The organism is Brenneria uluponensis, assembly GCF_032395385.1.
Lineage (GTDB): Bacteria > Pseudomonadota > Gammaproteobacteria > Enterobacterales > Enterobacteriaceae > Prodigiosinella > Prodigiosinella aquatilis.
The window spans coordinates 398,344-424,000 of the sequence record NZ_CP135917.1 but is presented as its reverse complement, the minus strand read 5'-3'; the positions used below and the strand labels follow the sequence as shown (position 1 = coordinate 424,000).

At 47.4% G+C, this 25,657-nt stretch carries 42 protein-coding genes; 4 read left to right on the top strand and 38 right to left on the bottom strand.

Translation table 11 applies throughout. The annotated features are described in order from the left end of the window. The first annotated feature begins 97 nt into the window (after positions 1-97). Positions 98-508 (top strand): large-conductance mechanosensitive channel protein MscL, encoded by a 411-nt coding sequence (gene mscL, locus RS889_RS02100; protein WP_315709147.1) that lies wholly within the window; start codon positions 98-100, stop codon positions 506-508. A 125-nt stretch (positions 509-633) separates the two neighbouring features. Here the strand turns inward: mscL and RS889_RS02095 are convergent, their stop codons facing one another. The 38 genes from RS889_RS02095 to RS889_RS01905 all read right to left on the bottom strand — a co-directional run bounded on the left by RS889_RS02095 (position 634) and on the right by RS889_RS01905 (position 22,031). After that, entirely contained in the window at positions 634-846 is a 213-nt protein-coding gene (locus RS889_RS02095; RefSeq protein ID WP_315709146.1) for an alternative ribosome-rescue factor A, read from the bottom strand. An 85-nt stretch (positions 847-931) separates the two neighbouring features. Further along, entirely contained in the window at positions 932-1,312 is a 381-nt protein-coding gene (locus RS889_RS02090; RefSeq protein ID WP_290180772.1) for a DnaJ family domain-containing protein, read from the bottom strand. A 135-nt stretch (positions 1,313-1,447) separates the two neighbouring features. Further along, on the bottom strand, positions 1,448-1,840 hold the full coding sequence (rplQ, locus tag RS889_RS02085; RefSeq protein WP_021013330.1) for a 50S ribosomal protein L17: 393 nt from the start codon (positions 1,838-1,840) through the stop codon (positions 1,448-1,450). Between the two features lie 40 nt (positions 1,841-1,880). Continuing rightward, the gene (locus RS889_RS02080) at positions 1,881-2,870 is read right to left on the bottom strand and encodes a DNA-directed RNA polymerase subunit alpha (protein WP_021013331.1); all 990 of its coding nucleotides are present in this window, start codon (positions 2,868-2,870) and stop codon (positions 1,881-1,883) included. 25 nt (positions 2,871-2,895) lie between these two features. Beyond that, entirely contained in the window at positions 2,896-3,516 is a 621-nt protein-coding gene (gene rpsD, locus RS889_RS02075; protein WP_021013332.1) for a 30S ribosomal protein S4, read from the bottom strand. 30 nt (positions 3,517-3,546) lie between these two features. Further along, a complete protein-coding gene (gene rpsK, locus RS889_RS02070) occupies positions 3,547-3,936 on the bottom strand; it encodes a 30S ribosomal protein S11 (protein WP_002919257.1) in 390 nt (129 codons plus the stop codon). Positions 3,937-3,952: 16 nt separating this feature from the next. Next, positions 3,953-4,309 (bottom strand): 30S ribosomal protein S13, encoded by a 357-nt coding sequence (gene rpsM, locus RS889_RS02065; RefSeq protein ID WP_021013333.1) that lies wholly within the window; start codon positions 4,307-4,309, stop codon positions 3,953-3,955. Between the two features lie 145 nt (positions 4,310-4,454). Further along, positions 4,455-4,571 carry a 50S ribosomal protein L36 gene (gene rpmJ / locus RS889_RS02060; RefSeq protein WP_002227352.1) on the bottom strand — a complete coding sequence of 39 codons (117 nt, stop codon included), beginning with the start codon at positions 4,569-4,571 and terminating at the stop codon, positions 4,455-4,457. 34 nt (positions 4,572-4,605) lie between these two features. Next, entirely contained in the window at positions 4,606-5,937 is a 1,332-nt protein-coding gene (gene secY, locus RS889_RS02055) for a preprotein translocase subunit SecY (protein ID WP_021013334.1), read from the bottom strand. A gap of 7 nt (positions 5,938-5,944) precedes the next feature. Further along, positions 5,945-6,379 (bottom strand): 50S ribosomal protein L15, encoded by a 435-nt coding sequence (gene rplO, locus RS889_RS02050; RefSeq protein ID WP_021013335.1) that lies wholly within the window; start codon positions 6,377-6,379, stop codon positions 5,945-5,947. A gap of 3 nt (positions 6,380-6,382) precedes the next feature. Next, a complete protein-coding gene (gene rpmD, locus RS889_RS02045) occupies positions 6,383-6,562 on the bottom strand; it encodes a 50S ribosomal protein L30 (protein WP_004846568.1) in 180 nt (59 codons plus the stop codon). Between the two features lie 6 nt (positions 6,563-6,568). Next, positions 6,569-7,069: a 30S ribosomal protein S5 gene (rpsE, locus tag RS889_RS02040; RefSeq protein WP_021013336.1), complete on the bottom strand. Its 501-nt coding sequence runs from the start codon at positions 7,067-7,069 to the stop codon at positions 6,569-6,571. A gap of 14 nt (positions 7,070-7,083) precedes the next feature. Beyond that, a complete protein-coding gene (gene rplR / locus RS889_RS02035; RefSeq protein WP_021013337.1) occupies positions 7,084-7,437 on the bottom strand; it encodes a 50S ribosomal protein L18 in 354 nt (117 codons plus the stop codon). A 9-nt stretch (positions 7,438-7,446) separates the two neighbouring features. Next, on the bottom strand, positions 7,447-7,980 hold the full coding sequence (gene rplF / locus RS889_RS02030) for a 50S ribosomal protein L6 (protein ID WP_021013338.1): 534 nt from the start codon (positions 7,978-7,980) through the stop codon (positions 7,447-7,449). Positions 7,981-7,993: 13 nt separating this feature from the next. Continuing rightward, positions 7,994-8,386, bottom strand: coding sequence for a 30S ribosomal protein S8 (gene rpsH / locus RS889_RS02025; protein ID WP_021013339.1), 393 nt, complete (start codon positions 8,384-8,386; stop codon positions 7,994-7,996). Between the two features lie 33 nt (positions 8,387-8,419). Then, on the bottom strand, positions 8,420-8,725 hold the full coding sequence (gene rpsN / locus RS889_RS02020) for a 30S ribosomal protein S14 (RefSeq protein WP_021013340.1): 306 nt from the start codon (positions 8,723-8,725) through the stop codon (positions 8,420-8,422). Positions 8,726-8,738: 13 nt separating this feature from the next. After that, positions 8,739-9,278 carry a 50S ribosomal protein L5 gene (rplE, locus tag RS889_RS02015; protein WP_021013341.1) on the bottom strand — a complete coding sequence of 180 codons (540 nt, stop codon included), beginning with the start codon at positions 9,276-9,278 and terminating at the stop codon, positions 8,739-8,741. Positions 9,279-9,292: 14 nt separating this feature from the next. Beyond that, positions 9,293-9,607 carry a 50S ribosomal protein L24 gene (rplX, locus tag RS889_RS02010; RefSeq protein WP_021013342.1) on the bottom strand — a complete coding sequence of 105 codons (315 nt, stop codon included), beginning with the start codon at positions 9,605-9,607 and terminating at the stop codon, positions 9,293-9,295. A 10-nt stretch (positions 9,608-9,617) separates the two neighbouring features. After that, positions 9,618-9,989 (bottom strand): 50S ribosomal protein L14, encoded by a 372-nt coding sequence (gene rplN, locus RS889_RS02005; RefSeq protein WP_000613954.1) that lies wholly within the window; start codon positions 9,987-9,989, stop codon positions 9,618-9,620. A 171-nt stretch (positions 9,990-10,160) separates the two neighbouring features. Beyond that, entirely contained in the window at positions 10,161-10,415 is a 255-nt protein-coding gene (rpsQ, locus tag RS889_RS02000) for a 30S ribosomal protein S17 (RefSeq protein ID WP_021013343.1), read from the bottom strand. After that, on the bottom strand, positions 10,415-10,606 hold the full coding sequence (rpmC, locus tag RS889_RS01995; RefSeq protein ID WP_021013344.1) for a 50S ribosomal protein L29: 192 nt from the start codon (positions 10,604-10,606) through the stop codon (positions 10,415-10,417). The genes rpsQ and rpmC overlap by 1 nt, the downstream gene beginning before the upstream one ends. After that, the gene (gene rplP, locus RS889_RS01990; protein WP_009111208.1) at positions 10,606-11,016 is read right to left on the bottom strand and encodes a 50S ribosomal protein L16; all 411 of its coding nucleotides are present in this window, start codon (positions 11,014-11,016) and stop codon (positions 10,606-10,608) included. Before rplP ends, rpmC begins: the two co-directional genes overlap by 1 nt. 12 nt (positions 11,017-11,028) lie before the next feature. Then, complete coding sequence (gene rpsC / locus RS889_RS01985; RefSeq protein ID WP_021013345.1) at positions 11,029-11,730, bottom strand: 30S ribosomal protein S3; 702 nt, start codon at positions 11,728-11,730, stop codon at positions 11,029-11,031. Between the two features lie 17 nt (positions 11,731-11,747). Further along, complete coding sequence (rplV, locus tag RS889_RS01980) at positions 11,748-12,080, bottom strand: 50S ribosomal protein L22 (protein WP_021013346.1); 333 nt, start codon at positions 12,078-12,080, stop codon at positions 11,748-11,750. Between the two features lie 14 nt (positions 12,081-12,094). Further along, positions 12,095-12,373 carry a 30S ribosomal protein S19 gene (gene rpsS, locus RS889_RS01975; RefSeq protein WP_021013347.1) on the bottom strand — a complete coding sequence of 93 codons (279 nt, stop codon included), beginning with the start codon at positions 12,371-12,373 and terminating at the stop codon, positions 12,095-12,097. Positions 12,374-12,389: 16 nt separating this feature from the next. Beyond that, the gene (rplB, locus tag RS889_RS01970) at positions 12,390-13,211 is read right to left on the bottom strand and encodes a 50S ribosomal protein L2 (protein ID WP_021013348.1); all 822 of its coding nucleotides are present in this window, start codon (positions 13,209-13,211) and stop codon (positions 12,390-12,392) included. Positions 13,212-13,230: 19 nt separating this feature from the next. Continuing rightward, on the bottom strand, positions 13,231-13,533 hold the full coding sequence (gene rplW / locus RS889_RS01965; protein ID WP_012768102.1) for a 50S ribosomal protein L23: 303 nt from the start codon (positions 13,531-13,533) through the stop codon (positions 13,231-13,233). Then, positions 13,530-14,135 (bottom strand): 50S ribosomal protein L4, encoded by a 606-nt coding sequence (gene rplD, locus RS889_RS01960; protein WP_021013349.1) that lies wholly within the window; start codon positions 14,133-14,135, stop codon positions 13,530-13,532. The genes rplW and rplD overlap by 4 nt, the downstream gene beginning before the upstream one ends. Positions 14,136-14,151: 16 nt before the next feature. Beyond that, positions 14,152-14,781 (bottom strand): 50S ribosomal protein L3, encoded by a 630-nt coding sequence (rplC, locus tag RS889_RS01955; protein ID WP_021013350.1) that lies wholly within the window; start codon positions 14,779-14,781, stop codon positions 14,152-14,154. 32 nt (positions 14,782-14,813) lie between these two features. Continuing rightward, positions 14,814-15,125 carry a 30S ribosomal protein S10 gene (gene rpsJ / locus RS889_RS01950; RefSeq protein ID WP_009639175.1) on the bottom strand — a complete coding sequence of 104 codons (312 nt, stop codon included), beginning with the start codon at positions 15,123-15,125 and terminating at the stop codon, positions 14,814-14,816. A gap of 588 nt (positions 15,126-15,713) precedes the next feature. After that, positions 15,714-16,898, bottom strand: coding sequence for an elongation factor Tu (gene tuf, locus RS889_RS01940; RefSeq protein ID WP_021013352.1), 1,185 nt, complete (start codon positions 16,896-16,898; stop codon positions 15,714-15,716). A 68-nt stretch (positions 16,899-16,966) separates the two neighbouring features. Then, a complete protein-coding gene (fusA, locus tag RS889_RS01935; protein ID WP_021013353.1) occupies positions 16,967-19,075 on the bottom strand; it encodes an elongation factor G in 2,109 nt (702 codons plus the stop codon). Between the two features lie 93 nt (positions 19,076-19,168). Beyond that, positions 19,169-19,639 carry a 30S ribosomal protein S7 gene (rpsG, locus tag RS889_RS01930; RefSeq protein ID WP_021013354.1) on the bottom strand — a complete coding sequence of 157 codons (471 nt, stop codon included), beginning with the start codon at positions 19,637-19,639 and terminating at the stop codon, positions 19,169-19,171. A gap of 96 nt (positions 19,640-19,735) precedes the next feature. Continuing rightward, positions 19,736-20,110 carry a 30S ribosomal protein S12 gene (gene rpsL, locus RS889_RS01925; RefSeq protein ID WP_021013355.1) on the bottom strand — a complete coding sequence of 125 codons (375 nt, stop codon included), beginning with the start codon at positions 20,108-20,110 and terminating at the stop codon, positions 19,736-19,738. 129 nt (positions 20,111-20,239) lie between these two features. Continuing rightward, positions 20,240-20,527 (bottom strand): sulfurtransferase complex subunit TusB, encoded by a 288-nt coding sequence (gene tusB, locus RS889_RS01920; RefSeq protein ID WP_021013356.1) that lies wholly within the window; start codon positions 20,525-20,527, stop codon positions 20,240-20,242. 13 nt (positions 20,528-20,540) lie between these two features. After that, entirely contained in the window at positions 20,541-20,900 is a 360-nt protein-coding gene (gene tusC, locus RS889_RS01915; RefSeq protein ID WP_315709145.1) for a sulfurtransferase complex subunit TusC, read from the bottom strand. A 19-nt stretch (positions 20,901-20,919) separates the two neighbouring features. Further along, complete coding sequence (tusD, locus tag RS889_RS01910; protein ID WP_021013358.1) at positions 20,920-21,309, bottom strand: sulfurtransferase complex subunit TusD; 390 nt, start codon at positions 21,307-21,309, stop codon at positions 20,920-20,922. Then, complete coding sequence (locus RS889_RS01905; protein WP_037380359.1) at positions 21,309-22,031, bottom strand: helix-turn-helix transcriptional regulator; 723 nt, start codon at positions 22,029-22,031, stop codon at positions 21,309-21,311. The genes tusD and RS889_RS01905 overlap by 1 nt, the downstream gene beginning before the upstream one ends. A gap of 210 nt (positions 22,032-22,241) precedes the next feature. On the opposite strand from RS889_RS01905, the gene eptA reads away from it, so the two are divergent. From eptA to pmrB, 3 genes are read left to right on the top strand one after another with little or no spacing between them, the layout of a single operon-like run. Continuing rightward, on the top strand, positions 22,242-23,876 hold the full coding sequence (gene eptA, locus RS889_RS01900) for a phosphoethanolamine transferase EptA (RefSeq protein WP_425475105.1): 1,635 nt from the start codon (positions 22,242-22,244) through the stop codon (positions 23,874-23,876). Continuing rightward, positions 23,873-24,541 (top strand): two-component system response regulator PmrA, encoded by a 669-nt coding sequence (pmrA, locus tag RS889_RS01895; RefSeq protein ID WP_315709144.1) that lies wholly within the window; start codon positions 23,873-23,875, stop codon positions 24,539-24,541. The genes eptA and pmrA overlap by 4 nt, the downstream gene beginning before the upstream one ends. Then, the gene (pmrB, locus tag RS889_RS01890; protein ID WP_315709143.1) at positions 24,538-25,641 is read left to right on the top strand and encodes a two-component system sensor histidine kinase PmrB; all 1,104 of its coding nucleotides are present in this window, start codon (positions 24,538-24,540) and stop codon (positions 25,639-25,641) included. The genes pmrA and pmrB overlap by 4 nt, the downstream gene beginning before the upstream one ends. The last annotated feature ends 16 nt before the right edge of the window (positions 25,642-25,657 follow it).

The following is a 25,657-nucleotide window of genomic DNA, read 5'->3' as shown; positions in this document are numbered from 1 at the left end:
AGGCCGTTGTCGACTACCTCAACGCCATACATCTATCTTGCTGGCAAATCGACCACCCCTTGTTAGAATTGACATAGATATTGTCGGGAGAGCCCAAATGAATTTTATTAAAGAATTCCGTGAATTTGCCATGCGTGGCAATGTTATTGACTTGGCGGTAGGGGTCATTGTTGGCTCAGCGTTTGGTAAAATCATCTCATCACTAGTCTCTGACATTATTATGCCCCCTTTGGGATTGCTTATTGCTGGCATCGACGTTAAGCACTTTCACTTTATATTGCGTCAAGCACAGAACAATACCCCTGAGGTTGTCATAAACTACGGTACTTTTATTCAGAATGTCTTTGATTTTATTATTGTTGCCTTTGCTATTTTTGCTTTGGTCAAACTGATAAATAGCATGCATCATAAACAGGAAGAGAAACCAAAAATGCCCGCTGAACCCAGTGCAGAAGAGAAATTACTCATAGAAATTCGCGATTTACTTAAGCAACAGGCCAAGCAATAGTCTTAATCGTAACGACATTAGCGTGTTTGAAATTCTAATGCCCATATCAAGAGAATTATTCAGAAGACAATAAAGGAAATAAAAAATGGAGTATCAGAGGCCGAGTAAAACACCTACGTACTGATTTACACAATCAGAAGGCCAGTGGTAAAAATTTTCTGATTTTTACCACTGGCCTCCCAGTTATTGCCATTAAAATTTTTATGTTTTCCTTTGCGTTGATAACTTCCTTTCCCCTTCATATTTTTCTCAACCCTTTGGCGGAATAAAGGATCGTGAAGCAGTGCTTCAATTGCATTATTATTGATTTGCCCTTTTGTATGCCGATAATTAGACATGATTACTCCTGACACATTATTAGTAAATACAGATTACGAACGCTGCTGTTCGTAAACTAAACACTCACAGTATATTTAATCTGCTCTAAGACTTTTGAGAAGAGCTAAGCAACTTATCACTTATTGCTGATTGATACCGGGTTCTTAAAAAGTCAGTACTCATTCCTGCCTGTTGTAAACGTAACTCCAAAAGCCGAATCTGTTTGTTGAGTTTGTCATGTTCAGGATGCTCAGGATTAATTTCCTGCAACAGTTGAATGAGTGTTAAGGCCTCTTTACGGTCCAACAGTTCCTGCGGAAGGTACCCGGCATTTTTAAGTAAATGAAATGCTGATCGTAACTCTTCAGGAACGGCACTATTATCATCAAGCTGGAGCGGTCTTCCACAACCAGATAAATTATCAAACTCTCCTTTCAATTGGGCTTCGACAATGTGCCTCTCAGCCCATTCATCAATAAGAAACATGGCCTTCTCCTACGAGACATTATCAAAAGACAGTAATAGAAGGATAACGCAGAAATTTCGCAAAGATAAGAAAAGACATGACATTTAGGCGTAAAAAAACCGGGTTTCCCCGGCTTTTTTACGCTAGCACAGATTTTACTCTGCAGTAGCGACTTCTTCTGTTTGAGAAGCGGCGCGATCAACGAGCTCGATGTATGCCATCGGCGCATTGTCGCCTGCACGGAAGCCACACTTAAGAATACGAGTGTAACCACCAGCACGGCTCGCAAAACGCGGGCCCAATTCATTAAACAGTTTAGCCACGATCTCGTTATCACGAGTACGTGCAAATGCCAGACGACGATTAGCAACGCTGTCGGTCTTGGCAAGAGTAATCAGCGGTTCAACAACACGACGCAGCTCTTTTGCTTTCGGCAAGGTCGTCTTGATAATCTCATGACGAACCAAAGAACCAGCCATGTTACGGAACATAGCCTGACGATGGCTGCTGTTACGGTTCAGTTGACGACCACTCTTACGATGGCGCATGACCTTATCCTTCTCAGTAAAACCTTAACCTGTGATCTGGTTACTCATCGGCAATGCTTGCAGGCGGCCAATTCTCCAGGCGCATGCCTAGTGATAAGCCACGGGAAGCCAGCACGTCTTTAATCTCAGTAAGAGATTTCTTACCCAGGTTCGGCGTTTTCAGCAACTCAACCTCGGTACGTTGCACCAGATCACCGATGTAGTGGATAGCTTCTGCCTTGAGGCAGTTAGCAGAGCGGACAGTCAATTCCAGATCGTCAACAGGGCGCAGCAGGATCGGATCGAATTCTGGTTTTTCTTCTTTCACTTCTGGTTGACGTACATCACGTAAGTCAACAAAAGCTTCCAATTGTTCAGCCAGAATGGTTGCCGCACGGCGGATCGATTCTTCAGGATCGATCGTACCGTTGGTTTCCATTTCGATGACCAGCTTATCCAAGTCGGTACGTTGTTCTACTCGAGCTGCTTCAACATTGTAAGCGATACGCTCAACAGGGCTGTAGCAAGCATCGACTAACAAACGACCAATTGGGCGCTCATCTTCTTCCGTATGAATACGGGCAGATGCCGGCACGTAACCACGACCACGCTGAACTTTAATACGCATATTAATATTCGCGTTTTCATCGGTCAGATGGCAAATTACATGCTGTGGCTTGACGATTTCGACATCACCATCATGTGTAATGTCGGCGGCAGTCACAGGGCCAATGCCAGATTTATTCAAGGTAAGAATAACTTCATCTTTTCCTTGAACTTTCACCGCCAGCCCTTTCAGGTTGAGCAGGATTTCCAGGATATCTTCCTGTACGCCTTCTTTGGTGCTGTACTCATGTAGTACACCATCAATCTCAACCTCGGTCACCGCGCAACCTGGCATGGATGAAAGCAGAATACGGCGCAGTGCGTTGCCAAGAGTATGGCCAAAGCCCCGCTCTAACGGCTCAAGGGTCACCTTGGCGTGCGTCGAACTGACTTGCTCGATATCTACCAGGCGCGGTTTTAGAAACTCTGTCACAGAACCCTGCATTGTGTCCTCTCTTTGGTACTAAGCCTTACTTAGAGTAAAGCTCGACGATCAGGTGTTCATTAATGTCAGCAGACAGATCAGTACGTTCAGGATTACGCTTGAACATACCTTCCATCTTGGCAGCATCAACTTCCAGCCAAGTTGGCTTTTCACGCTGCTCAGCCAGCTCCAGAGCAGCCTTAACACGAGACTGCTTTTTAGCTTTCTCACGGATGCTGACTACGTCATTCGGAGATACCTGATAAGAAGCAATGTTAACAACGCGACCATTTACCATGATAGCTTTGTGGCTGACCAACTGACGTGCTTCCGCACGAGTAGCACCAAAACCCATACGATAAACGACGTTATCCAGACGGCCTTCAAGCAATTGCAACAGGTTTGCACCTGTGTTGCCTTTCAGACGAGCTGCTTCTTTGTAATAGTTACGGAACTGGCGTTCAAGCACACCGTAGATACGACGGACTTTTTGCTTTTCACGCAACTGCACACCATAGTCAGACAGACGCGGCTTGCGTGCGCCATGCTGGCCAGGAGCTTGTTCAATTTTACACTTGGAATCGATCGCACGAACACCAGACTTTAGAAACAGGTCGGTGCCTTCACGACGGCTCAGCTTGAGCTTAGGACCCAAATATCTTGCCATTTTCTTTCTCCAACAATCCTAAAAGCAGCGTTATACGCGACGCTTTTTCGGCGGACGACAACCGTTATGAGGGATCGGAGTCACATCAGTAATATTAGTGATGCGAAAACCAGCCGCGTTCAACGCGCGGATAGTAGACTCACGGCCCGGACCAGGTCCTTTAACCATAACTTCCAGATTCTTGATACCGTACTCTTTCACTGCTTCAGCACAGCGCTCTGCTGCTACCTGAGCGGCGAACGGAGTGGATTTTCGAGAACCACGGAAACCGGAACCACCGGCAGTTGCCCAACCCAATGCATTACCCTGACGATCAGTAATGGTAACGATGGTGTTGTTGAAAGAAGCATGGATATGAGCCACACCGTCAGAGACTTGCTTTCTTACACGCTTACGTGCACGAATAGGTGCCTTTGCCATTATTCAATCACCCCGATTATTTCTTGATCGGTTTGCGCGGACCCTTACGGGTACGGGCGTTAGTCTTGGTACGCTGACCGCGCACCGGTAGACCACGACGATGACGCAAACCACGATAAGTACCAAGATCCATAAGACGCTTGATGCTCAGGGTAACTTCACGACGCAGATCACCTTCGACAACAAACTTGGCAACTTCGTCACGCAGCTTATCGATTTGCTCTTCAGACAGCTCACTGATCTTAACATCTTCGGCAATACCCGTTGCTGCACAAATAGACTTAGAACGGATTCTACCGACACCGTAAATAGCGGTTAACGCAATAACGGTATGTTTATGATCAGGAATGTTAATGCCTGCTATACGGGCCACTATGCACTCCTACAATTTTATACAGCAATACCACTCTGAAAAGCCCGTTTCAGGATACTCAAATGATATTGCAGTTACATACAAAAGATCGGCTGGCTAATCTAGCCAGCTCAACCCAACTTTGCAAGAAAAATATGTGAGATAATCAGCCTTGACGCTGCTTATGCTTCGGCTCGGCACTGCAGATGACACGAACGACACCGTTACGCTTAACGATCTTACAGTTACGACATAATTTCTTGACGGAAGCACGAACTTTCATTTTTACTCTCCGTAACTTCTCAAGCTTACCCTGATTAGCGGTTATAGCCTTTCAGGTTTGCTTTCTTCAATGCAGACTCATACTGACTTGACATCAACAGAGTTTGCACTTGAGCCATAAAGTCCATGATGACAACAACAACAATAAGTAATGAAGTACCGCCAAAATAGAAAGGTACCTTCATTGCGTCACGCATGAACTCCGGGATGAGGCAGATAAACGTAATATACATCGCACCGATTAATGTCAGACGAGTCATTACCTTATCGATATACTTCGCCGTTTGCTCTCCCGGACGAATTCCTGGCACGAATGCACCGGACTTCTTCAGGTTATCTGCTGTTTCACGTGGGTTGAAAACCAACGCCGTGTAAAAGAAACAGAAGAAGATGATTGCAGACGCATAGAGTAGCACATAAAGCGGTTGTCCAGGCTGCAAATACATAGAAATTGTTGTCAGCCAGTTCCAACCGGTACCGCCCCCAAACCAAGATGCAATCGTTGCTGGGAACAGAATAATACTAGAAGCAAAAATAGCTGGTATTACGCCTGCCATATTCACTTTCAGAGGTAAATGCGTACTCTGTGCTGCGTAAACGCGACGCCCTTGTTGACGTTTAGCATAATTAACGACAATACGACGTTGACCACGCTCAATAAATACAACAAAGAAGGTCACTGCAAACACTAAAACTGCAACCAACAGCAACAGGAGGAAGTGCAGATCGCCTTGCCGCGCTTGCTCGATAGTATGGCCAATAGCTGGCGGTAAACCCGCAACAATACCAGCAAAGATTATGATAGAAATACCGTTTCCGATACCTCGTTCAGTAATCTGTTCACCTAGCCACATAAGGAACATAGTTCCTGTAACCAGACTCACAACAGCGGTAAAGTAGAACGCAAGGCCTGGATTAATCACCAAACCTTGCATCCCTGGCATATTCGGCAAACCGGTAGCTATACCGATTGACTGGAATATACCCAATACTAGCGTACCGTAACGGGTATACTGGCTTATCTTACGACGTCCAGCTTCCCCTTCTTTCTTTATCTCCGCCAGAGCTGGGTGCACAACTGTCAGCAACTGGATAATAATGGATGCCGAAATATACGGCATGATCCCCAGAGCAAAGATAGAAGCACGACTGAGAGCACCACCAGAGAACATATTAAACATTTCAATGATGGTGCCTCGCTGTTGCTCGAGCAATTTGGCAAGCACAGTGGCATCAATACCAGGAATGGGAATAAAAGAGCCAATGCGGAAAACAATCAACGCACCGATAACAAACAATAGTCTGCGCTTCAGTTCGCCAACTCCGCCTTTAGCACTTTGAAAATCTAATCCTGGTTGCTTAGCCATCTGCTACTTATTCCTCAATTTTACCGCCAGCAGTTTCGATAGCAGCACGAGCACCTTTAGTGACACGTAGACCACGGATCGTTACCGGGCGAGCAACTTCGCCTGACAGAATTACTTTCGCAAATTCAATCTGGACGCCAATGACGTTAGCGGCTTTTAGCGTATTCAGGTCAACAACATCTCCTTCTACACGAGCCAGATCAGACAAACGAATTTCTGCCGTAATCATTGCTTTGCGAGAAGTGAAGCCAAATTTCGGCAAACGACGATATAAAGGCATCTGACCACCTTCAAAACCACGACGTACACCACCGCCAGAACGAGATTTCTGACCTTTGTGACCACGACCGCCGGTTTTGCCCGTTCCAGAGCCAATACCACGACCTAAACGCTTTGGTGCATGTTTAGCACCTTCGGCCGGAGACAGAGTATTTAAACGCATCTGTTACTCCTCCACTTTAACCATGTAGGAAACCGCGTTGACCATACCACGAACAGCGGGAGTATCTTCACGCTCAACGGTGTGGCCAATACGACGTAGACCCAGGCCAAGCAGTGTCGCCTTATGTTTCGGCAGACGACCGATTGCACTACGGGTTTGAGTAATTTTAATAGTCTTTGCCATGGTTAATTACCCCAGAATTTCTTCAACGGATTTACCACGCTTGGCAGCGACCATTTCCGGGGACTTCATATCTTCCAAGGCAGCAATAGTTGCACGAACCACGTTAATCGGGTTAGTAGAACCATAGGCTTTGGCCAATACGTTGTGAACCCCTGCAACTTCTAGTACGGCGCGCATTGCGCCACCGGCAATAATACCGGTACCTTCGGAAGCTGGCTGCATGAACACGCGAGACCCTGTATGAGCACCTTTAACTGGGTGCTGCAGAGTGCCGTTGTTCAGCGCGACATTCATCATATTGCGACGAGCTTTTTCCATCGCTTTCTGGATCGCTGCCGGAACTTCGCGTGCTTTACCGTAACCAAAACCAACGCGGCCATTACCATCCCCGACTACAGTTAGTGCGGTGAAGCTAAAAATACGACCACCCTTAACGGTTTTAGATACGCGATTTACCGCGATCAGCTTTTCCTGCAGTTCGCCAGCTTGTTTCTCGATGTGAGACATCTTACACCTCTACCTTAGAACTGAAGGCCAGCTTCACGGGCAGCATCTGCCAGTGCCTGGACTCGACCATGATATTGGAAACCGGAACGGTCAAAAGCAACATCTTTGATGCCTTTTTCCAGAGCACGCTGAGCAATAGTTTTACCTACAGTTGCAGCGGCATCTTTGTTACCAGTGGACTTCAGTTGTTCAGCGATAGCCTTTTCTACAGTCGAAGCGGCTACCAGGACTTCAGAACCGTTCGGTGCGATAACCTGCGCATAAATATGGCGAGGGGTACGATGTACCACCAGACGAGTCGCACCCAGTTCCTGGAATTTGCGACGTGCGCGGGTCGCACGACGGATACGGGCTGATTTCTTATCCATAGTGTTACCTTACTTCTTCTTAGCCTCTTTGGTACGCACGACTTCGTCGGCGTAACGAACACCCTTGCCTTTATAAGGCTCAGGACGACGGTAAGCACGCAGGTCTGCCGCCACTTGACCGACCAGCTGTTTATCTGCGCCTTTCAGCACAATTTCAGTCTGAGACGGACATTCGGCACTCACACCTGCTGGTAGGGCATGGTCAACTGGATGAGAAAACCCAAGAGCCAGATTTACCACATTGCCTTTAACAGCAGCACGGTAACCAACACCTACCAATTGCAGCTTCTTGGTGAAGCCTTCGGTAACACCGACAACCATTCCGTTTAACAGTGCACGAGTGGTCCCAGCCTGGGCCCAACCGTCAACGAAGCCTTCGCGCGGAGCGAAAGTCAGTACGTTATCAGCCTGTTTAACATCTACGGCATCATGGATCTTACGAGTCAGCTCGCCGTTTTTACCCTTGATCGAAATAACCTGACCGTTGAGTTTTACCTCTACGCCGACAGGAATGACGACGGGTGCTTTTGCAACACGAGACATTCTTTCCTCCCGATTAAGCTACGTAGCAGATAATCTCGCCACCAAGACCTGCTTGGCGAGCTGCACGATCAGTCATAACACCTTTAGAGGTAGAAACAACTGCAATACCCAAGCCAGCCATAACTTTTGGCAGCTCATCTTTACGTTTGTAGATGCGCAGACCTGGGCGGCTAATACGCTGAATGCTTTCTACCACAGCTTTGCCCTGGAAATACTTAAGTACCAATTCCAGAACAGGCTTGGTGTCGCCTTCAATTTTGAAATTTTCGATAAAGCCTTCTTCCTTCAGCACGTTGGCAATTGCCACTTTCAGCTTGGAGGAAGGCATGGTGACCGCAACTTTGTTCGCGGCCTGACCGTTACGGATACGGGTCAGCATATCCGCGATCGGATCTTGCATGCTCATCTGTCTTTACTCCCGTGATTCAATTGGTGACAATTACCAGCTAGCCTTTCTCAGACCCGGGATTTCACCGCGCATGGCGGCTTCACGGACCTTAATACGGCTCAACCCGAACTTCCGCAGGAAAGCGTGCGGACGACCAGTCTGGCGGCAGCGGTTACGCTGACGGGACGGGCTGGAATCACGCGGCAGAGTCTGCAGCTTCAGAACAGCATCCCAACGATCTTCGTCAGAAGCATTCACGTCAGAGATAATAGCTTTCAGTTCAACGCGCTTTGCGAAGAATTTGTCAGCCAACTTCACGCGTTTGACTTCGCGTGCTTTCATGGATTGCTTAGCCATTAGTAACCCTACCTTACTTGCGGAACGGGAAGTTAAAGGCAGCCAGCAGAGCACGGCCTTCATCATCGGATTTCGCAGTGGTGGTAATGGTTATATCCAAACCACGAACGCGATCGACTTTGTCATAATCGATTTCCGGGAAGATGATCTGCTCACGCACGCCCATGCTGTAGTTACCACGACCATCGAATGACTTGGCAGACAAGCCACGGAAGTCACGAATGCGCGGTACAGCAATAGAAATCAGGCGCTCAAGGAACTCCCACATGCGTTCACCACGCAGAGTTACTTTACAGCCGATCGGATAGCCCTGGCGGATTTTGAAGCCTGCAACAGATTTGCGTGCTTTGGTGATAAACGGTTTTTGACCGGAGATTGCTGTCAGGTCAGCTGCTGCATTATCCAGCAGTTTTTTGTCAGCAATCGCTTCACCCACACCCATGTTCAGGGTGATCTTCTCGACCCGAGGGACTTGCATGACAGAATTGTAGCTAAACTGAGTCATCAGTTTTTTAACTACTTCGTCTTTGTAGTAATCATGCAGTTTCGCCATCGTACTACTCCAAATTACTTGATAGTTTCGCTATTAGATTTAAAGAAACGGACTTTTTTGCCCTCTTCGAATCTAAAGCCTACACGGTCAGCCTTGCCAGTAGCCGCATTGAAGATTGCAACGTTAGAAACCTGAATTGCAGCTTCTTTTTCAACGATGCCACCTGGTTGATTCAGAGCCGGAACCGGCTTCTGATGTTTCTTAACCAGATTGATACCTTCAATAATGACCTTACTAGAAGACAGAACATTTTTTACCTTACCGCGCTTACCTTTATCTTTACCGGTTAGCACAATAACTTCGTCATCACGACGGATCTTCGCTGCCATGATTCGCTCCTTAAAGTACTTCTGGTGCCAGAGAGATAATTTTCATGAACTTCTCATTACGGAGTTCACGAGTTACCGGCCCAAAAATACGCGTACCGATAGGCTGTTCACTGTTATTATTTAAAATAACGCAAGCATTTCCATCGAAGCGAATGACAGAACCGTCCGGGCGACGAACACCCTTCTTGGTGCGCACCACAACCGCCTTCAGCACATCGCCTTTTTTCACCTTACCGCGAGGAATTGCTTCCTTGATGGTAATTTTGATGATATCGCCGACGCCTGCGTAGCGACGGTGCGAGCCACCTAGAACCTTGATACACATTACGCGACGTGCACCGGAGTTGTCGGCCACATTCAGCATAGTCTGTTCTTGGATCATGTTAGTGCTCCGCTAATGTCAACTACTACTTTATAGGACCCAGAATGGGTCGTTAAAAAAGCCCCCATAATTGAAGGCGCAGCATTATAACACTGCTTCCTTACTATGGGTAGAAAAAATAAACGGCCCAGATACTTGAGCCGTTTATCCTATTTGAGAGCGCTCACTGTATTACAGAATCGCTTTCTCTACAACGCGGACCAACGTCCAAGATTTTGTTTTGGACAGTGGGCGGCATTCGCGGATTTCAACCACGTCGCCAATACCACATTCGTTGTTCTCGTCATGTACGTGCAGCTTAGTCGTACGTCTAATGAATTTACCGTAAAGCGGGTGTTTCACGAAACGTTCGATCGCAACAACCATGGATTTCTCCATTTTGTCGCTAACAACACGACCTTGCAGAGTACGGATTTTATCGGTCATTACGCACCCGCCTTCTCAGTCAGTAAAGTCTTAACACGTGCAACATTACGACGCACTTGTTTCAACAGGTGAGTTTGTTGTAGTTGACCACTTGCTGTCTGCATGCGCAGATTAAATTGTTCGCGCAGCAGTTCAAGCAACTCAGTGTTCAGCTCTTCAACGCTCTTTTCACGCAGCTCTTGTGCTTTCATTACATCACCGTCTTAGTTACAAAGGTGGTTTTGATCGGCAGTTTCGCTGCTGCCAGTTGGAATGCCTCACGGGCTAACTCTTCCGGCACACCGTCCATCTCGTACAGGACTTTACCTGGCTGAATCAAGGCAACCCAGTATTCTACGTTACCTTTACCTTTACCCATACGCACTTCCAGCGGCTTTTCGGTGATCGGTTTGTCCGGGAATACACGGATCCAGATCTTACCTTGACGCTTTACAGCACGAGTCATAGCACGACGTGCAGCTTCGATTTGACGAGCAGTCAGGCGACCGCGGCCAACAGCTTTCAGACCGAAAGTGCCGAAGCTAACATCCGTACCAGCAGCCAGACCGCGGTTGCGGCCTTTGTGCATCTTACGGAATTTTGTACGCTTTGGTTGTAACATCAGCGACTCTCCTTACTTGCGGCCTTTACGCTGCTGCTTTTTAGGTTGAGCAGCCGGTTTTTCCGGTTGTTCAACGGCAGCCATACCACCCAGGATCTCACCTTTGAAGATCCATACCTTCACACCGATAACACCATAAGTGGTGTGCGCTTCGGAAGTGTTGTAATCGATATCCGCACGCAGTGTATGCAACGGAACACGACCTTCGCGGTACCATTCGGTACGCGCAATTTCAGCGCCGCCCAAACGGCCACTTACTTCAACCTTGATACCTTTAGCGCCCAGACGCATAGCGTTCTGTACTGCACGCTTCATAGCTCGACGGAACATAACACGGCGTTCCAGCTGAGAAGTGATGCTGTCAGCAACCAGTTTTGCGTCCAGTTCAGGTTTACGAACTTCAGCGATGTTGATTTGTGCAGGTACGCCAGCGATATCCGCTACGACTTTGCGCAATTTTTCAACATCTTCACCTTTTTTACCGATAACGATTCCCGGGCGAGCAGTATGAATGGTTACACGTATGCTTTTTGCCGGACGTTCGATAACGATACGAGAAACGGAAGCCTTCTCCAGTTCCTTCGTCAGGTATTTACGAACTTTAAAGTCGCCGTCCAGGTTGTCAGCGAATTCTTTGGTATTCGCATACCAGGTAGAGTTCCAAGGTTTGACAATACCCAGGCGAATACCATTAGGATGTACTTTCTGACCCATTGCTAGTCTCCAGAGTCTCAGCGATCGGACACAACCACAGTAATGTGGCTGGTACGCTTCAGGATGCGATCCGCACGACCTTTGGCACGCGGCATAATGCGCTTCATGCTAGGGCCTTCGTCAACGAAGATTTTCGCAACTTTCAGATCATCAATGTCAGCGCCATCGTTGTGTTCTGCGTTAGCAATGGCAGACTCCAGTATTTTTTTAACCAAACCAGCAGCTTTCTTGTTGGTGTAGGCCAGAATATCCAGAGCTTGCGACACTTTCTTACCGCGAATCAGGTCAGCCACCAGGCGTACCTTTTGAGCAGAAGAACGAGCGTGGCGATGTTTAGCGATAGTTTCCATCTCTTCCTCCTACCTTAGCGCTTTTTAGCCTTTTTATCGGCCGCATGGCCGCGATAAGTACGGGTCGGTGCGAACTCACCCAGCTTGTGACCGACCATTTCATCAGAAATGAATACCGGAACGTGCTGACGACCATTATGGACAGCGATGGTCAAACCGATCATGTTTGGAAAGATCGTTGAACGACGGGACCAAGTGCGCAAAGGCTTCTTGTCACCGCTTTCCACCGCTTTCTCTACCTTCTTCAGCAAGTGCAGGTCAATAAATGGACCTTTCTTGAGAGAACGTGGCATGGCTTATCCTCTAAAATTATTTAGTACGGCGACGTACGATGAATTTATCAGTACGCTTATTGCTGCGGGTCTTCTTACCTTTGGTCTGAATGCCCCACGGGGTAACCGGGTGCTTACCAAAGTTACGACCTTCACCACCACCATGTGGGTGATCTACCGGGTTCATCGCCGTACCACGAACAGTAGGACGAATACCACGCCAGCGAGCAGCACCTGCTTTACCCAGAACCCGCAACATGTGCTCAGCGTTACCAACTTCACCTAACGTAGCGCGACAGTCAGACTCAATTTTACGCATTTCACCAGAGCGCAGACGCAAGGTAACGTAAGCACCTTCACGAGCAACGATCTGAACGTAAGCACCAGCAGAACGAGCCAATTGGCCGCCTTTACCTGGTTTCATTTCTACGTTGTGAACCGTTGAACCCACTGGGATGTTACGCATCGGCAGTGTGTTGCCCGTTTTGATTGCAGCATCAACACCAGACTGAATCTGATCACCCGTTTTCAGGCCTTTCGGCGCTAGGATGTAACGACGTTCGCCATCTTTGTACAGAACCAACGCGATATTGGCAGAACGGTTCGGATCATACTCCAGACGCTCGACAACAGCCGGGATACCGTCTTTGTTACGTTTAAAGTCAACAATACGATACAGCTGCTTGTGACCACCACCGATATGACGGGTGGTGATGCGGCCATTGTTGTTACGGCCACCGGTTTTGCTGTTTTTTTCCAGCAATGGGGCATATGGTTTGCCCTTGTGCAGCTCAGGGTTAACCACTTTAACAACGTGGCGACGACCCGGAGATGTCGGTTTACACTTAACAATTGCCATTGTTCTTTACTCCTCCGACTTACTCTGCGCCGCCAATGAAGTCCAGATTCTGGCCTTCTTTCAGGGTGACGTAAGCTTTTTTCCAGTCGCTACGACGACCGATACGTTGTCCATGACGTTTAACCTTGCCTTTAACAATCAAGGTACGGACATCATTGACTTCGACTTCGAACAGTTTCTGTACGGCAGCTTTGATCTCTGCTTTAGTCGCGTCTTTAGCAACTTTGAGCACGATGGTGTTATTTTTTTCCATCGCAGTAGACGCTTTTTCAGAAACGTGCGGCGCGCGCAATACTTTCAGCAGACGTTCTTCACGAATCATGCCAGCATCTCCTCAACTTGCTTAACAGCATCAGCAGTCATGACTACTTTGTCGAAGGCGATCAGGCTAACCGGGTCGATACCTGCTACATCGCGTACGTCAACCTTGTACAGGTTACGTGCGGCCAGGAACAGATTTTCATCCAGTTCACCAGTGATGATCAGCACATCTTCCAGCGCCATGTCTTTCAGTTTCTGAGCCAATAGTTTGGTTTTCGGTGCTTCTACAGAGAACTGTTCGACAACGATCAGACGATCCTGACGTACCAATTCAGACAAAATGCTTTTCAGCGCGCCGCGGTACATCTTCTTATTAACTTTCTGACTATGGTCCTGAGGCTTGGCAGCAAAGGTTACACCACCGGAACGCCAGATTGGGCTCTTGATAGAACCTGCACGAGCACGGCCAGTACCTTTCTGACGCCACGGTTTCTTACCGGAACCAACTACTTCAGCGCGGGTCTTCTGAGCGCGAGTACCTTGACGGGCACCTGCTGCATAAGCAACAACAACCTGGTGAACTAGCGCTTCATTGAAATCACGCCCGAAGGTAGTTTCGGAAACAGTCAGCGCGCTTTGCGCGTCTTTCAATACCAATTCCATTCCTATCTCCTCGACGTTAAGCCTTGACAGCCGGTTTAACGATCAGGTCGCTGCCGGTTGCTCCCGGAACGGCGCCCTTGACCAGCAGCAGGTTGCGCTCAGCGTCAACACGCACTACATCCAGGCTCTGAACGGTTACACGCTCATTACCCAGTTGGCCTGCCATTTTCTTGCCTTTGAACACTTTGCCCGGAGTCTGATTCTGACCAATAGAACCATGACCACGGTGAGACAAGGAGTTACCATGGGTAGCGTCTTGGGTACGGAAATTCCAGCGCTTAACCGTGCCAGCAAAACCTTTACCTTTAGAAGTACCGGTAACATCAACTTTCTTAACGTCAGCGAAAATTTCAACGCTAATGCTCTGACCTGCAGTGAACTCTTCGCCTTCAGACAGGCGGAATTCACGCAGCGTACGGCCAGCTTCAACACCAGCTTTAGCAAAATGACCAGCTTCCGGCTTAGTTACACGGTTAGCTTTTTTAGCGCCGGTAGTGACCTGGACAGCACGGTAACCATCGTTTTCCAGGCTCTTAACCTGGCTCACGCGGTTTGCTTCAATTTCGATTACGGTTACGGGGATAGAAACACCTTCTTCAGTGAAGATGCGCGTCATACCCACTTTTTTACCGACTAAACCAATCATTGTTTCAACCTCTCAATCGCTCAATGACCTGATTAACCCAGGCTGATCTGCACGTCTACACCGGCAGCCAGATCCAGACGCATCAGAGCATCAACGGTTTTCTCGGTTGGCTCAACGATGTCAACCAGACGCTTGTGAGTGCGAATTTCATACTGATCGCGCGCATCTTTGTTAACGTGCGGAGAAATCAGAATGGTAAAGCGCTCTTTGCGGGTCGGCAGCGGGATCGGACCGCGAACTTGAGCGCCAGTGCGCTTAGCAGTCTCGACGATTTCCGCAGTTGATTGATCAATCAGACGATGATCAAACGCTTTCAGGCGGATACGGATTCTTTGGTTCTGCATGAGACCAGAGCTCCAATTATTTTAAACATAAATAATTACTACCCACACCCATTTCGATTGATGGGGGAGTGTAATCGTTCTTCATATAACCCCCATATCGGGGATATTGTTTGACTAGTACTAACAACACTAGTCATCTGATTCAGATCAAACCAGGCTCACCATCTCAGGTAGCCCGCGCATTATACGTAAATCTGTTCAGGAAGCAACCCATAGGTAAAAATGATTTGCTATATATCACCCTGCTTTATGTGAATAAGGACAACATATAAATTTAGTCGGGTGATACGAGATATTATTCTCACTTGAGCTGAGTTTGTAGATAATTTTGCATTCTCATATAGGTAATAGATTCTAACTCAGTTTCACGCCAATCGCTGTACCCTTCTTCGTCTACCAAAACGTCAATCATTAACCCGACTGACATAGTCGCGTACAGAGCCAGAAGAATTGATAACCGTTCAAAGATCACTGACCCCAAGTACAGGTGGGAATCATTCCTATTCAAATTTATCTTCTGATGAGCGCCAATAAAAAAGGGCACCGAAGTGCCCTCATTCTTATTACCACATTAAATGCGATTAAGCATTAAGCGATAACTTTAGCAACAACGCCAGCACCTACTGTACGGCCGCCTTCACGGATAGCAAAACGCAAACCGTCGTCCATTGCGATTGGCGCAATCAGGTTTACTACCATCTTGATGTTGTCGCCCGGCATTACCATCTCTACGCCTTCCGGCAGTTCGATCGTCCCCGTGACATCAGTCGTACGGAAATAGAACTGCGGACGATAGCCTTTGAAGAACGGCGTATGACGGCCGCCTTCATCCTTGCTCAGAATATAAACTTCTGATTCAAACTGCGTATGCGGCTTGATTGAACCCGGTTTAGCCAGTACCTGACCACGTTCCACTTCATCACGCTTGGTACCGCGCAGCAGAACACCAACGTTCTCACCCGCACGGCCTTCGTCCAGCAATTTACGGAACATTTCAACACCGGTACACGTGGTTTTCGTGGTGTCTTTGATACCCACGATTTCAACTTCTTCACCCACTTTGATGACGCCGCGTTCTACACGACCCGTCACTACCGTACCGCGACCAGAGATGGAGAATACATCTTCAATCGGCAGCAGGAACGGCCTGTCAATCGCACGTTCAGGTTCTGGAATATAGGTATCCAGGGCTTCCGCCAGCTCAATGATTTTGGCTTCCCACTCAGCGTCGCCTTCCAACGCTTTCAGCGCAGAACCGCGAATTACCGGAGTGTCATCACCCGGGAAATCGTACTGAGACAGCAGCTCACGCACTTCCATCTCTACCAGTTCCAGCAGTTCTTCGTCATCAACCATGTCACATTTGTTCAGGAACACGATGATGTACGGAACACCAACCTGACGAGCCAGCAGGATGTGCTCACGGGTCTGAGGCATCGGGCCGTCAGTCGCGGCAACCACCAGGATCGCGCCATCCATCTGGGCAGCACCGGTGATCATGTTTTTCACATAGTCAGCATGCCCTGGGCAGTCAACATGTGCGTAGTGACGAGTCGGGGTATCATATTCAACATGAGAAGTGTTGATGGTGATACCACGTGCTTTTTCTTCCGGCGCGTTATCGATTTGGTCGAATGCACGAGCCTGGCCACCGTAGGTTTTAGCCAGAACACTTGTGATAGCAGCGGTCAGCGTTGTTTTACCATGGTCAACGTGGCCGATAGTACCGACGTTAAGGTGCGGTTTTGTACGTTCAAATTTTTCTTTAGACACGGCTATATTCCTTACTCAAATGCTCTCCCCTTCTGGAAAGAGCACGGGATCAATGATTTAAACCCGGATTATTTACCACGGGCTTCAATAACGGCTTGAGCAACGTTGTTCGGCGCTTCGCTATACTTCAAGAACTCCATGGAGTAAGAAGCACGACCTTGAGTCTGCGAACGCAGATCAGTAGCATAACCAAACATTTCTGACAACGGTACCTGAGCCCGAACAGTCTTGCCAGTTGCGATATCTTCCATACCTTCAATGATACCACGACGACGGTTCAGGTCCCCGATAACATCACCCATGTAGTCTTCAGGCGTTTCAACTTCAACTTTCATGACCGGCTCCAGCAGAACTGGTTTCGCCTTACCGAATGCTGATTTAAACGCCAGGGAAGCAGCCAGTTTAAACGCCAGTTCGGAAGAGTCGACGTCATGGTAAGAACCGAAATGCAGTCGAACCTTGATATCGACGACTGGATAACCAGCCAAAGGACCCGCTTTAAGCTGTTCCTGGATACCTTTATCAACAGCAGGAATGAACTCTTTAGGGATAGAACCACCAACAATATCGTTGACGAATTCATAACCCACACCACCTGGTTCTAGCGGAGACATGTCAATAACAACATGACCATATTGACCACGACCGCCGGACTGTTTCGCGTGTTTACCTTCAACATCCGTAACAGTTTCACGGATAGTTTCACGGTAAGCAACCTGGGGTTTACCAACGTTTGCGTCTACGTTGAACTCACGACGCATGCGATCAACCAGGATTTCCAGGTGTAATTCACCCATACCGGCAATGATAGTCTGACCAGATTCTTCATCAGTCCACACACGGAAAGAGGGATCCTCTTTTGCCAGACGGCCCAGAGCAATACCCATTTTTTCCTGGTCAGCTTTGGTTTTCGGCTCAACCGCAACAGAAATAACTGGTTCTGGGAACTCCATACGTTCCAGAATAATCGGTGCATCCGGATCACACAGTGTGTCACCAGTGGTAACGTCTTTCAGACCGATAGCAGCCGCGATATCACCCGCGCGAACTTCTTTAATCTCTTCACGTTTGTTGGCATGCATCTGAACGATACGACCCAAACGTTCACGTTGGGCTTTAACAGAGTTCAGTACAGCATCACCGGACTTAACCACACCAGAGTACACGCGGAAGAACGTCAGGTTACCCACAAACGGGTCAGTGGCGATTTTGAACGCCAGTGCTGAAAACGGCTCTTCATCATTAGAATGACGCTCAGCCGGAGTATCTTTACCGTCATCCAGGATGCCATTGATCGCAGGCACATCAGTCGGAGATGGCAGGTATTCGATAACTGCATCCAGCATTGCCTGTACGCCCTTGTTCTTGAACGCGGAACCACAGGTAACCAGAATGATTTCGTTATTCAGCACGCGTTGACGCAGTGCTTTCTTGATTTCTTCTTCGGACAGCTCTTCACCACCCAGATATTTGTCCATCAGCTCTTCAGATGCTTCTGCTGCAGACTCAACCAGGTTCTGGTGCCATTCGTTGGCCAATTCAACCATATCAGCCGGAATCTCTTCATAAGTGAAGGTTACACCCTGATCGGTGTCATTCCAGTTGATAGCTTTCATTTTCACCAGGTCAACAACACCCGTGAATTTCTCTTCTGCACCGATCGCCAGTTGCAACGGAACCGGGGTAGCAGCCAGACGAGTTCTGATCTGCTCTACAACGCGCAGAAAATTCGCGCCCATACGGTCCATTTTGTTAACGAACGCAATACGCGGAACTTTGTATTTGTTTGCCTGACGCCATACGGTTTCAGACTGTGGCTGAACACCACCGACAGCACAGTAAACCATTACTGCGCCATCCAGTACACGCATAGAACGTTCTACTTCAATAGTGAAGTCGACATGTCCTGGGGTATCAATGATGTTGATACGGTGCGGTTCAAACTGCTTAGCCATACCAGACCAGAAAGCGGTAGTAGCGGCAGAAGTAATGGTAATACCACGCTCCTGTTCCTGCGCCATCCAATCCATGGTGGCTGCGCCGTCATGAACTTCACCGATTTTATGATTCACACCGGTGTAGAACAGGATACGTTCAGTTGTAGTGGTCTTACCGGCGTCGATGTGTGCACTGATACCGATATTACGATAACGTGCAATAGGTGTTATACGAGCCATTTGTTTCCTCTATATCCTAGGACGTTCGAATTAGTAAACCCAGACGGGTTAGCATTTGAAGCGCCCGCTGGGTTATTAACGTCTACGCAGGAATTACCAGCGGTAGTGAGCGAACGCCTTGTTGGCTTCAGCCATACGGTGAACGTCTTCACGTTTCTTCACAGCAGTACCTTTATTTTCTGCTGCATCAGAAAGTTCGTTCGCCAGGCGAAGAGCCATGGATTTATCACCGCGTTTACGAGCAGCTTCAACGATCCAACGCATTGCCAGAGCATTACGACGAACCGGACGGACTTCAACTGGAACCTGATAGGTAGAACCACCAACGCGACGAGACTTAACTTCGACAGTCGGACGTACGTTGTCCAGTGCAGATTCAAAAGACTCCAGATGATCTTTACCAGAACGCTGAGCCAGGGTTTCCAGCGCGGTATAGACGATTGATTCTGCGGTAGATTTTTTACCGTCTACCATCAGGATATTTACAAATTTGGCCAGTAACTCAGATCCGAATTTCGGATCCGGCAAAATTTTACGTTGACCAATAACGCGACGACGTGGCATGGAAATACTCCGTTGTTAATTCAGGATTGTCCAAAACTCTACGAGTTTAGTTTGACATTTAAGTTAAAACGTTTGGCCTTACTTAACGGAGAACCATTAAGCCTTCGGCTTCTTCACACCGTATTTGGAGCGACTTTGCTTACGGTCTTTAACACCGGAGCAGTCAAGCGCGCCACGAACGGTGTGGTAACGCACACCTGGCAGGTCTTTTACACGACCGCCACGAATCAGGATCACGGAGTGTTCCTGCAGGTTATGACCTTCACCACCAATATAGGAAGTGACTTCAAAACCATTAGTTAAACGAACACGACACACTTTACGCAGTGCAGAGTTCGGTTTTTTCGGAGTGGTGGTATATACACGGGTACATACACCACGTTTCTGCGGGCACGCTTCCAGCGCCGGAACGTTGCTTTTAGCAACCTTCAAGGCGCGCGGTTTGCGAACCAGCTGGTTAATCGTTGCCATTAAAAGCTCCTGGTTTTTGCTTCGTAAACACGTGATAAATCGCCTCATACCAGCCAGAGGCAAAATATGAGGACGCAGAATTTTAGGGCTGGCTGGGTAAGGAGTCAAGAAATATACAAAAATACAGTATTACCAAGCCAGCTGCTGGGAATGCCGAGCTGTTAATTGCACAAATTGAGTATAGCTAATGAGTGTGATTTTGCCTGAAACTTGGTTAGTCAATCCTCGGGCCTCTACATCCTCTTTCAACACATAAATTGGTACGGCTAATACCAACAAGCGCACTAATGCAGCAGCTTCTTCCAGTGATGCAATAACACCATCCTGAAACAGCAGGATTTCGTCTTCTGCACCAACGTTACGTAGCAACGAATCAAAATCCGTTTGATAAGGCGAATGAGAAAGTGTGTGCAGCATGACAATATCTCCGTTAGAAAGTGAGAACGGAATGATAGGTTGATAAGGTTGTGCGAAGTACGTCCGCTGGCAGGATTTCCACATCCAGAATCCAGCCCATGTCTGGCGAAATACCTCGTTGCTGCAACGATGTCTCGCACACATAACAATGCTCGACATCATATAGAGGGAGCACACCAAAGGTGGCAATATAATCACGCATCAGCACTTTTTCGGGCTGCTGATGAGGCAACAATTGAAATACACCATCACCGATAAAGAACACACCGATATTTTCAGTCAGCGCTGACATTGCGAGTAGCGCGTCCAGTCCTTCTCTGCCGGATGCATTGCCGTGAGGCGCATGAGTAAAGACGAAGGCAACACGCTTCATAACCCGCCCCTAACAACTATTAAAACTGGATAACCCGATCGCATATCAGAACCGACTGAGCTAATTCGCCAAGCCCACTTAAATTAAAACCAGGTTGCAGATTTGCCCCTGCCAGATTGAGTTGTTCTGCCTGTTGATTATCAGTAACACCACGCCGCAGCGCCGCCGCCACACAGACGTTTAATGCGACCTGATGTTTCTGTCCGAAACTCTGCCACGCACGCACGAGATCGAATTCATCACTGGCGGGTGACGTGAACTGATTGGCATTCAATACACCTTCACGATAAAAAAAAACGCTGTCCAACTGATGCCCAACCGTCAGCAATGTCTGCGCAAACTGCAATGCACTGCTGGCTTGTTGTGTGCCGTAAGCCGGCCCGGTGACCAATAGGCAGTAGGTCAACATCAACGATCGTGCCCAGTAAAATCACCGCTCTTAAACTGGCGGATATAAAGATAAACAGTATGCTTGGAAATATTCAGCCGATCGGCAACCTGATTAATGGCATCTTTAATATCAAAAATGCCTTTCTCATAAAGGTTAAGAACAATCTGCCGATTTTTGGCGTTGTTGGAAACATTACGGTCGGCATTAACTTCTTCGATGGTAAACTCCAGCGTTTGTGCCACCAGGTCATCTACCGACGAAGCGAAATTAACAGAAGAAGCCACTTCTTTGATTTCCGGTGGCATAAATGTCTGCATAATCTGGGAAAAAGGCACATCCAGATTCATATTGATGCACAGTAAACCAATGACACGCTGTTCGCGGTTACGGATCGCGATAGTTACTGACTTCATCAGTACTCCGCTTTTAGCACGGGTGAAATAAGCTTTTGATACGCTACTATCTTCACCCGCCATATCGTGGAGCATCCGCAATGCCAAGTCGGTGATCGGTGAGCCAATTTTCCTGCCGGTATGCTCGCCATTAGCAATACGTACAGCGGAGCACTTCAAATCTTCCAACGAATGCAGCACGATCTCACAGTGTCCACCGATCAGCATCGCCAGACCATCAACCACAGCTTCATACGACTTCAGGATCTCATAATCCGTCGTCATAAACGGACGTTCATCCAGCAAATCAAGGTCATTGGATTCGCCAGTAACGAGCGAACTAGACATGGCAGACACCACCCTCAACGTCATTTATTCATCCTATTCATAGGATACACAGTCTAGCAAACAACCCTTCTGTCGTCCTCGTATTTAACCGACGGGAACTATTTTTTCTTGTACGATTTCGCTTTTCTTAAGGTTGAATTAATTCAACCTCTTTACTGTTACCCTGATATACCTATACATAATTTGGATATACCGTAAGTGATTAATAATATGCTTAAACTCAAGAGACCAAAATGGAACAGTATCACTTACAATATAGTGTTTGCCGCCTTTATCTCCACTGTACAAAACATCGCCTACTATCGACAGATTAGTCATCTTGTCGCGATGTCATCCTGGGTTGATATTCTGTTTGTTCTCACGATGCCGATAGTCATTTTTTCCGTACTGAACATTCTGTTCACATTGTTGGCAATACCTTACTTGCGCCCACTCGTCATCGCCTTCTTTCTATTGAGTGGTGCCGCCGTTCAATACTTTATGTTGAGTTATGGCATCATTATTGATCGCACGATGATACAGAATGTTTTTGAGACTACAGCGGCAGAGTCATTTTCTTTAATTACACCACAATACATAATATGGCTTATGTCGCTGGGTGTTTTACCCGCTTTTTTAGCATTATGGATTAAAATAAAACCCACCAAGCTGACATGGTTTAACATCGGCACGCGTTTCTTTAGTATTGTGCTTTCTCTATTTGCTATTTTACTAATAGCCACATTCTTTTATAAAGACTACGCGTCTTTAATGCGGAATAATAAAGAACTAGTGAAATCACTAACACCCAGCAACATTATTGTCGCGATACACTCTTATTATAAACATAAGGCAATGGACAATCTGCCATTAATCCAAATCGGCCTGGATGCTCACAAAAAGCCATCGACAGAAACTGCGACGAAAAAGGATCTGGTTATTCTGATCGTGGGGGAAACGTCACGAGCTGAGAATTTCTCATTGGGTGGGTACGCTAAAGAAACCAACCCGTTACTGGCACATGATAATGTTGTCTATTTCGATCATACCAGTTCTTGTGGCACGTCCACCGGGGTTTCTGTGCCATGCATGTTCTCCAATATGCCGCGAACCAGCTATAATGAACAGTTAGCCAGCCATCAGGAAGGTGTGCTGGATATTTTGCAGCATGCGAAAATCAATGTACTGTGGAATGAAAATGACGGTGGCTGCAAAGGTGTCTGTGACCGAATTCCCAGCAGGGACATTACTGCATTGGATCTCCCCGGCCTATGCACGGGAGGTGTATGCTATGACGAAGCACTGTTTAATGGTCTTGAAGATTACATCAATAACCTGAAAGGTGATGGCATTATCGTATTACATACGATGGGCAGTCATGGTCCGACATATTATAAACGTTACCCTCAGACCTTCAACAAATTCACGCCAGCCTGTGATACCAACCAAATACAGAATTGCTCGCGCGAAGAACTTACCAATACCTATGACAATACGATTCTGCATGTGGATTATATTGTTGATAGAGCGATTAACGAATTAAAAAGGCACCAGGATAAATTTAATACCGCATTGGTTTATCTTTCCGATCACGGAGAGTCATTAGGTGAAAACGGCATCTATTTACACAGTATGCCTTATTCTATTGCCCCTGAGCAGCAAACGCATATACCGATGCTAATGTGGTTATCCAAGGGATATCAGCAGCAATTTGCGATTAAAGACAGTTGTCTGCGCACTAACGCCAAACAGCGTACTTTCTCGCAGGATAATCTCTTTCATACCCTATTGGGAATGTTTGACATCGACACAAAAGAGTACCAATCTCAACTAGATATACTTCAACCGTGTCGGGGCAATTCATGAAATTATTGATTGTTGAAGATGATACATTACTACAGGAAGGATTATTACAAGCATTAAGCAGTGAAGGTTATGTCTGTGATTGTGCCGGTACAGCAAAAGAAGCCCATGCGCTGATCAGCAGCGCTCACTACAGCCTGGTAATTCTGGATCTAGGCTTACCGGATGAAGACGGATTAACCCTGCTCGCGCGCTGGCGTAAAACTAATTACCAGCAACCTGTTTTGATATTGACTGCCAGAGATACGGTATCTGACCGCGTCAGTGGTTTGGATGTCGGGGCTGATGACTATCTGGTCAAGCCCTTTGCATTGACAGAATTGCAGGCGCGGGTCCGGGCGCTAATCCGCCGCCATCAAGGTTCCAGTGATAGCCAGATACAGGTCGATAATATTACTCTGGATCTTAATAATCAGCAGGTCACGGTGGATGACAAACCCGTGGTGCTCACCCCCAAAGAGTTCGCCATTCTCTCACGTCTGATTTTAAAAGCGGGCTCTCAAGTACATCGAGAAGTGCTTCATCAGGATATATATAATTGGAACGATGATCCTTCCTCTAATTCTCTGGAAGTGCATATCCATAATCTCCGACAAAAAATCGGGAAAAATCGTATTCGCACACTGCGAGGATTTGGCTATTTATTAACCAAGAGCAACCAACCATGAATCAGAGCATTCATGATGCTGATGAAAAAACCTCCAGCATGCGATGGCGCCTGATTCTGGCTCTAGGCAGCATTCTATTAATTTGTCAGTTCATCAGCGTGGCATGGTTATGGCACGAAAGCAAAGAGCAGATTGAACTGCTGGTTGAACAGACATTAACCGCCAAAACACGCCATCGTGATATCGATCAGGAAATTCGCGAAGCCATCGCCTCGCTCAGCGTGCCAAGCCTGGTTATGGTAATCGCTTCACTGCTGATGTGTGTTCAGGCGGTAAACTGGATTACCCGCCCACTCTCACGCTTGCAGCAGAATTTGCAAAATCGCACTGCTGAAAACCTTGAGCCACTAGAATATGACAGTAACATCACCGAAATAAGAGCCGTTACCAATAGCTTGAATCAACTCTTTTTGCGACTCAACGAAACACTACGTCGCGACAGGCAATTCACTGCCGATGTAGCGCACGAATTACGAACGCCACTGGCCGGCATCCGTCTACATCTTGAGTTGCAGGAACAACATTATCAGATAAATTGCCAGCCGCTGATTAACCGCATTGATAAACTAACCAAAACGGTTGAGCATTTACTGCTGTTAGCCCGTACCGGACATGAGTTTGCTTCTGGGCATTACCAGATGGTATCGCTGATTGACGATGTCATTTCTCCTACGCTGGAAGAGCTGACAGAAATGGTCGAACAACGCCACCAAACTCTGGAATGGCAATTGCCAAAAGAAGATATAGTGATTAAAGGGGATCCTACGCTGTTGCAGCTGATGCTGCGTAATCTAGTGGAAAATGCCCATCGTTATAGCCCGGAAAACAGTACGATCACGATTGTCTTGAACCCGTTGGAGAATGATGTAACGGAATTGCTGGTACAGGACCAGGGGCTGGGCATTGATGAAAGTAAGGCTGGCGAGTTGAGCAAAGCCTTCGTCCGCATGGATACTCGTTACGGTGGTATCGGCCTGGGGTTAAGTATTGTCACCCGCATTGCCCAATTGCATCAGGGACAATTCTTTTTGGAGAATTGCTCGCAACACTCTGGCGTGCAGGCCCGGGTGGTATTCAACCATCAGGAAAATATCATCTAACCCACGAACAGGAAGC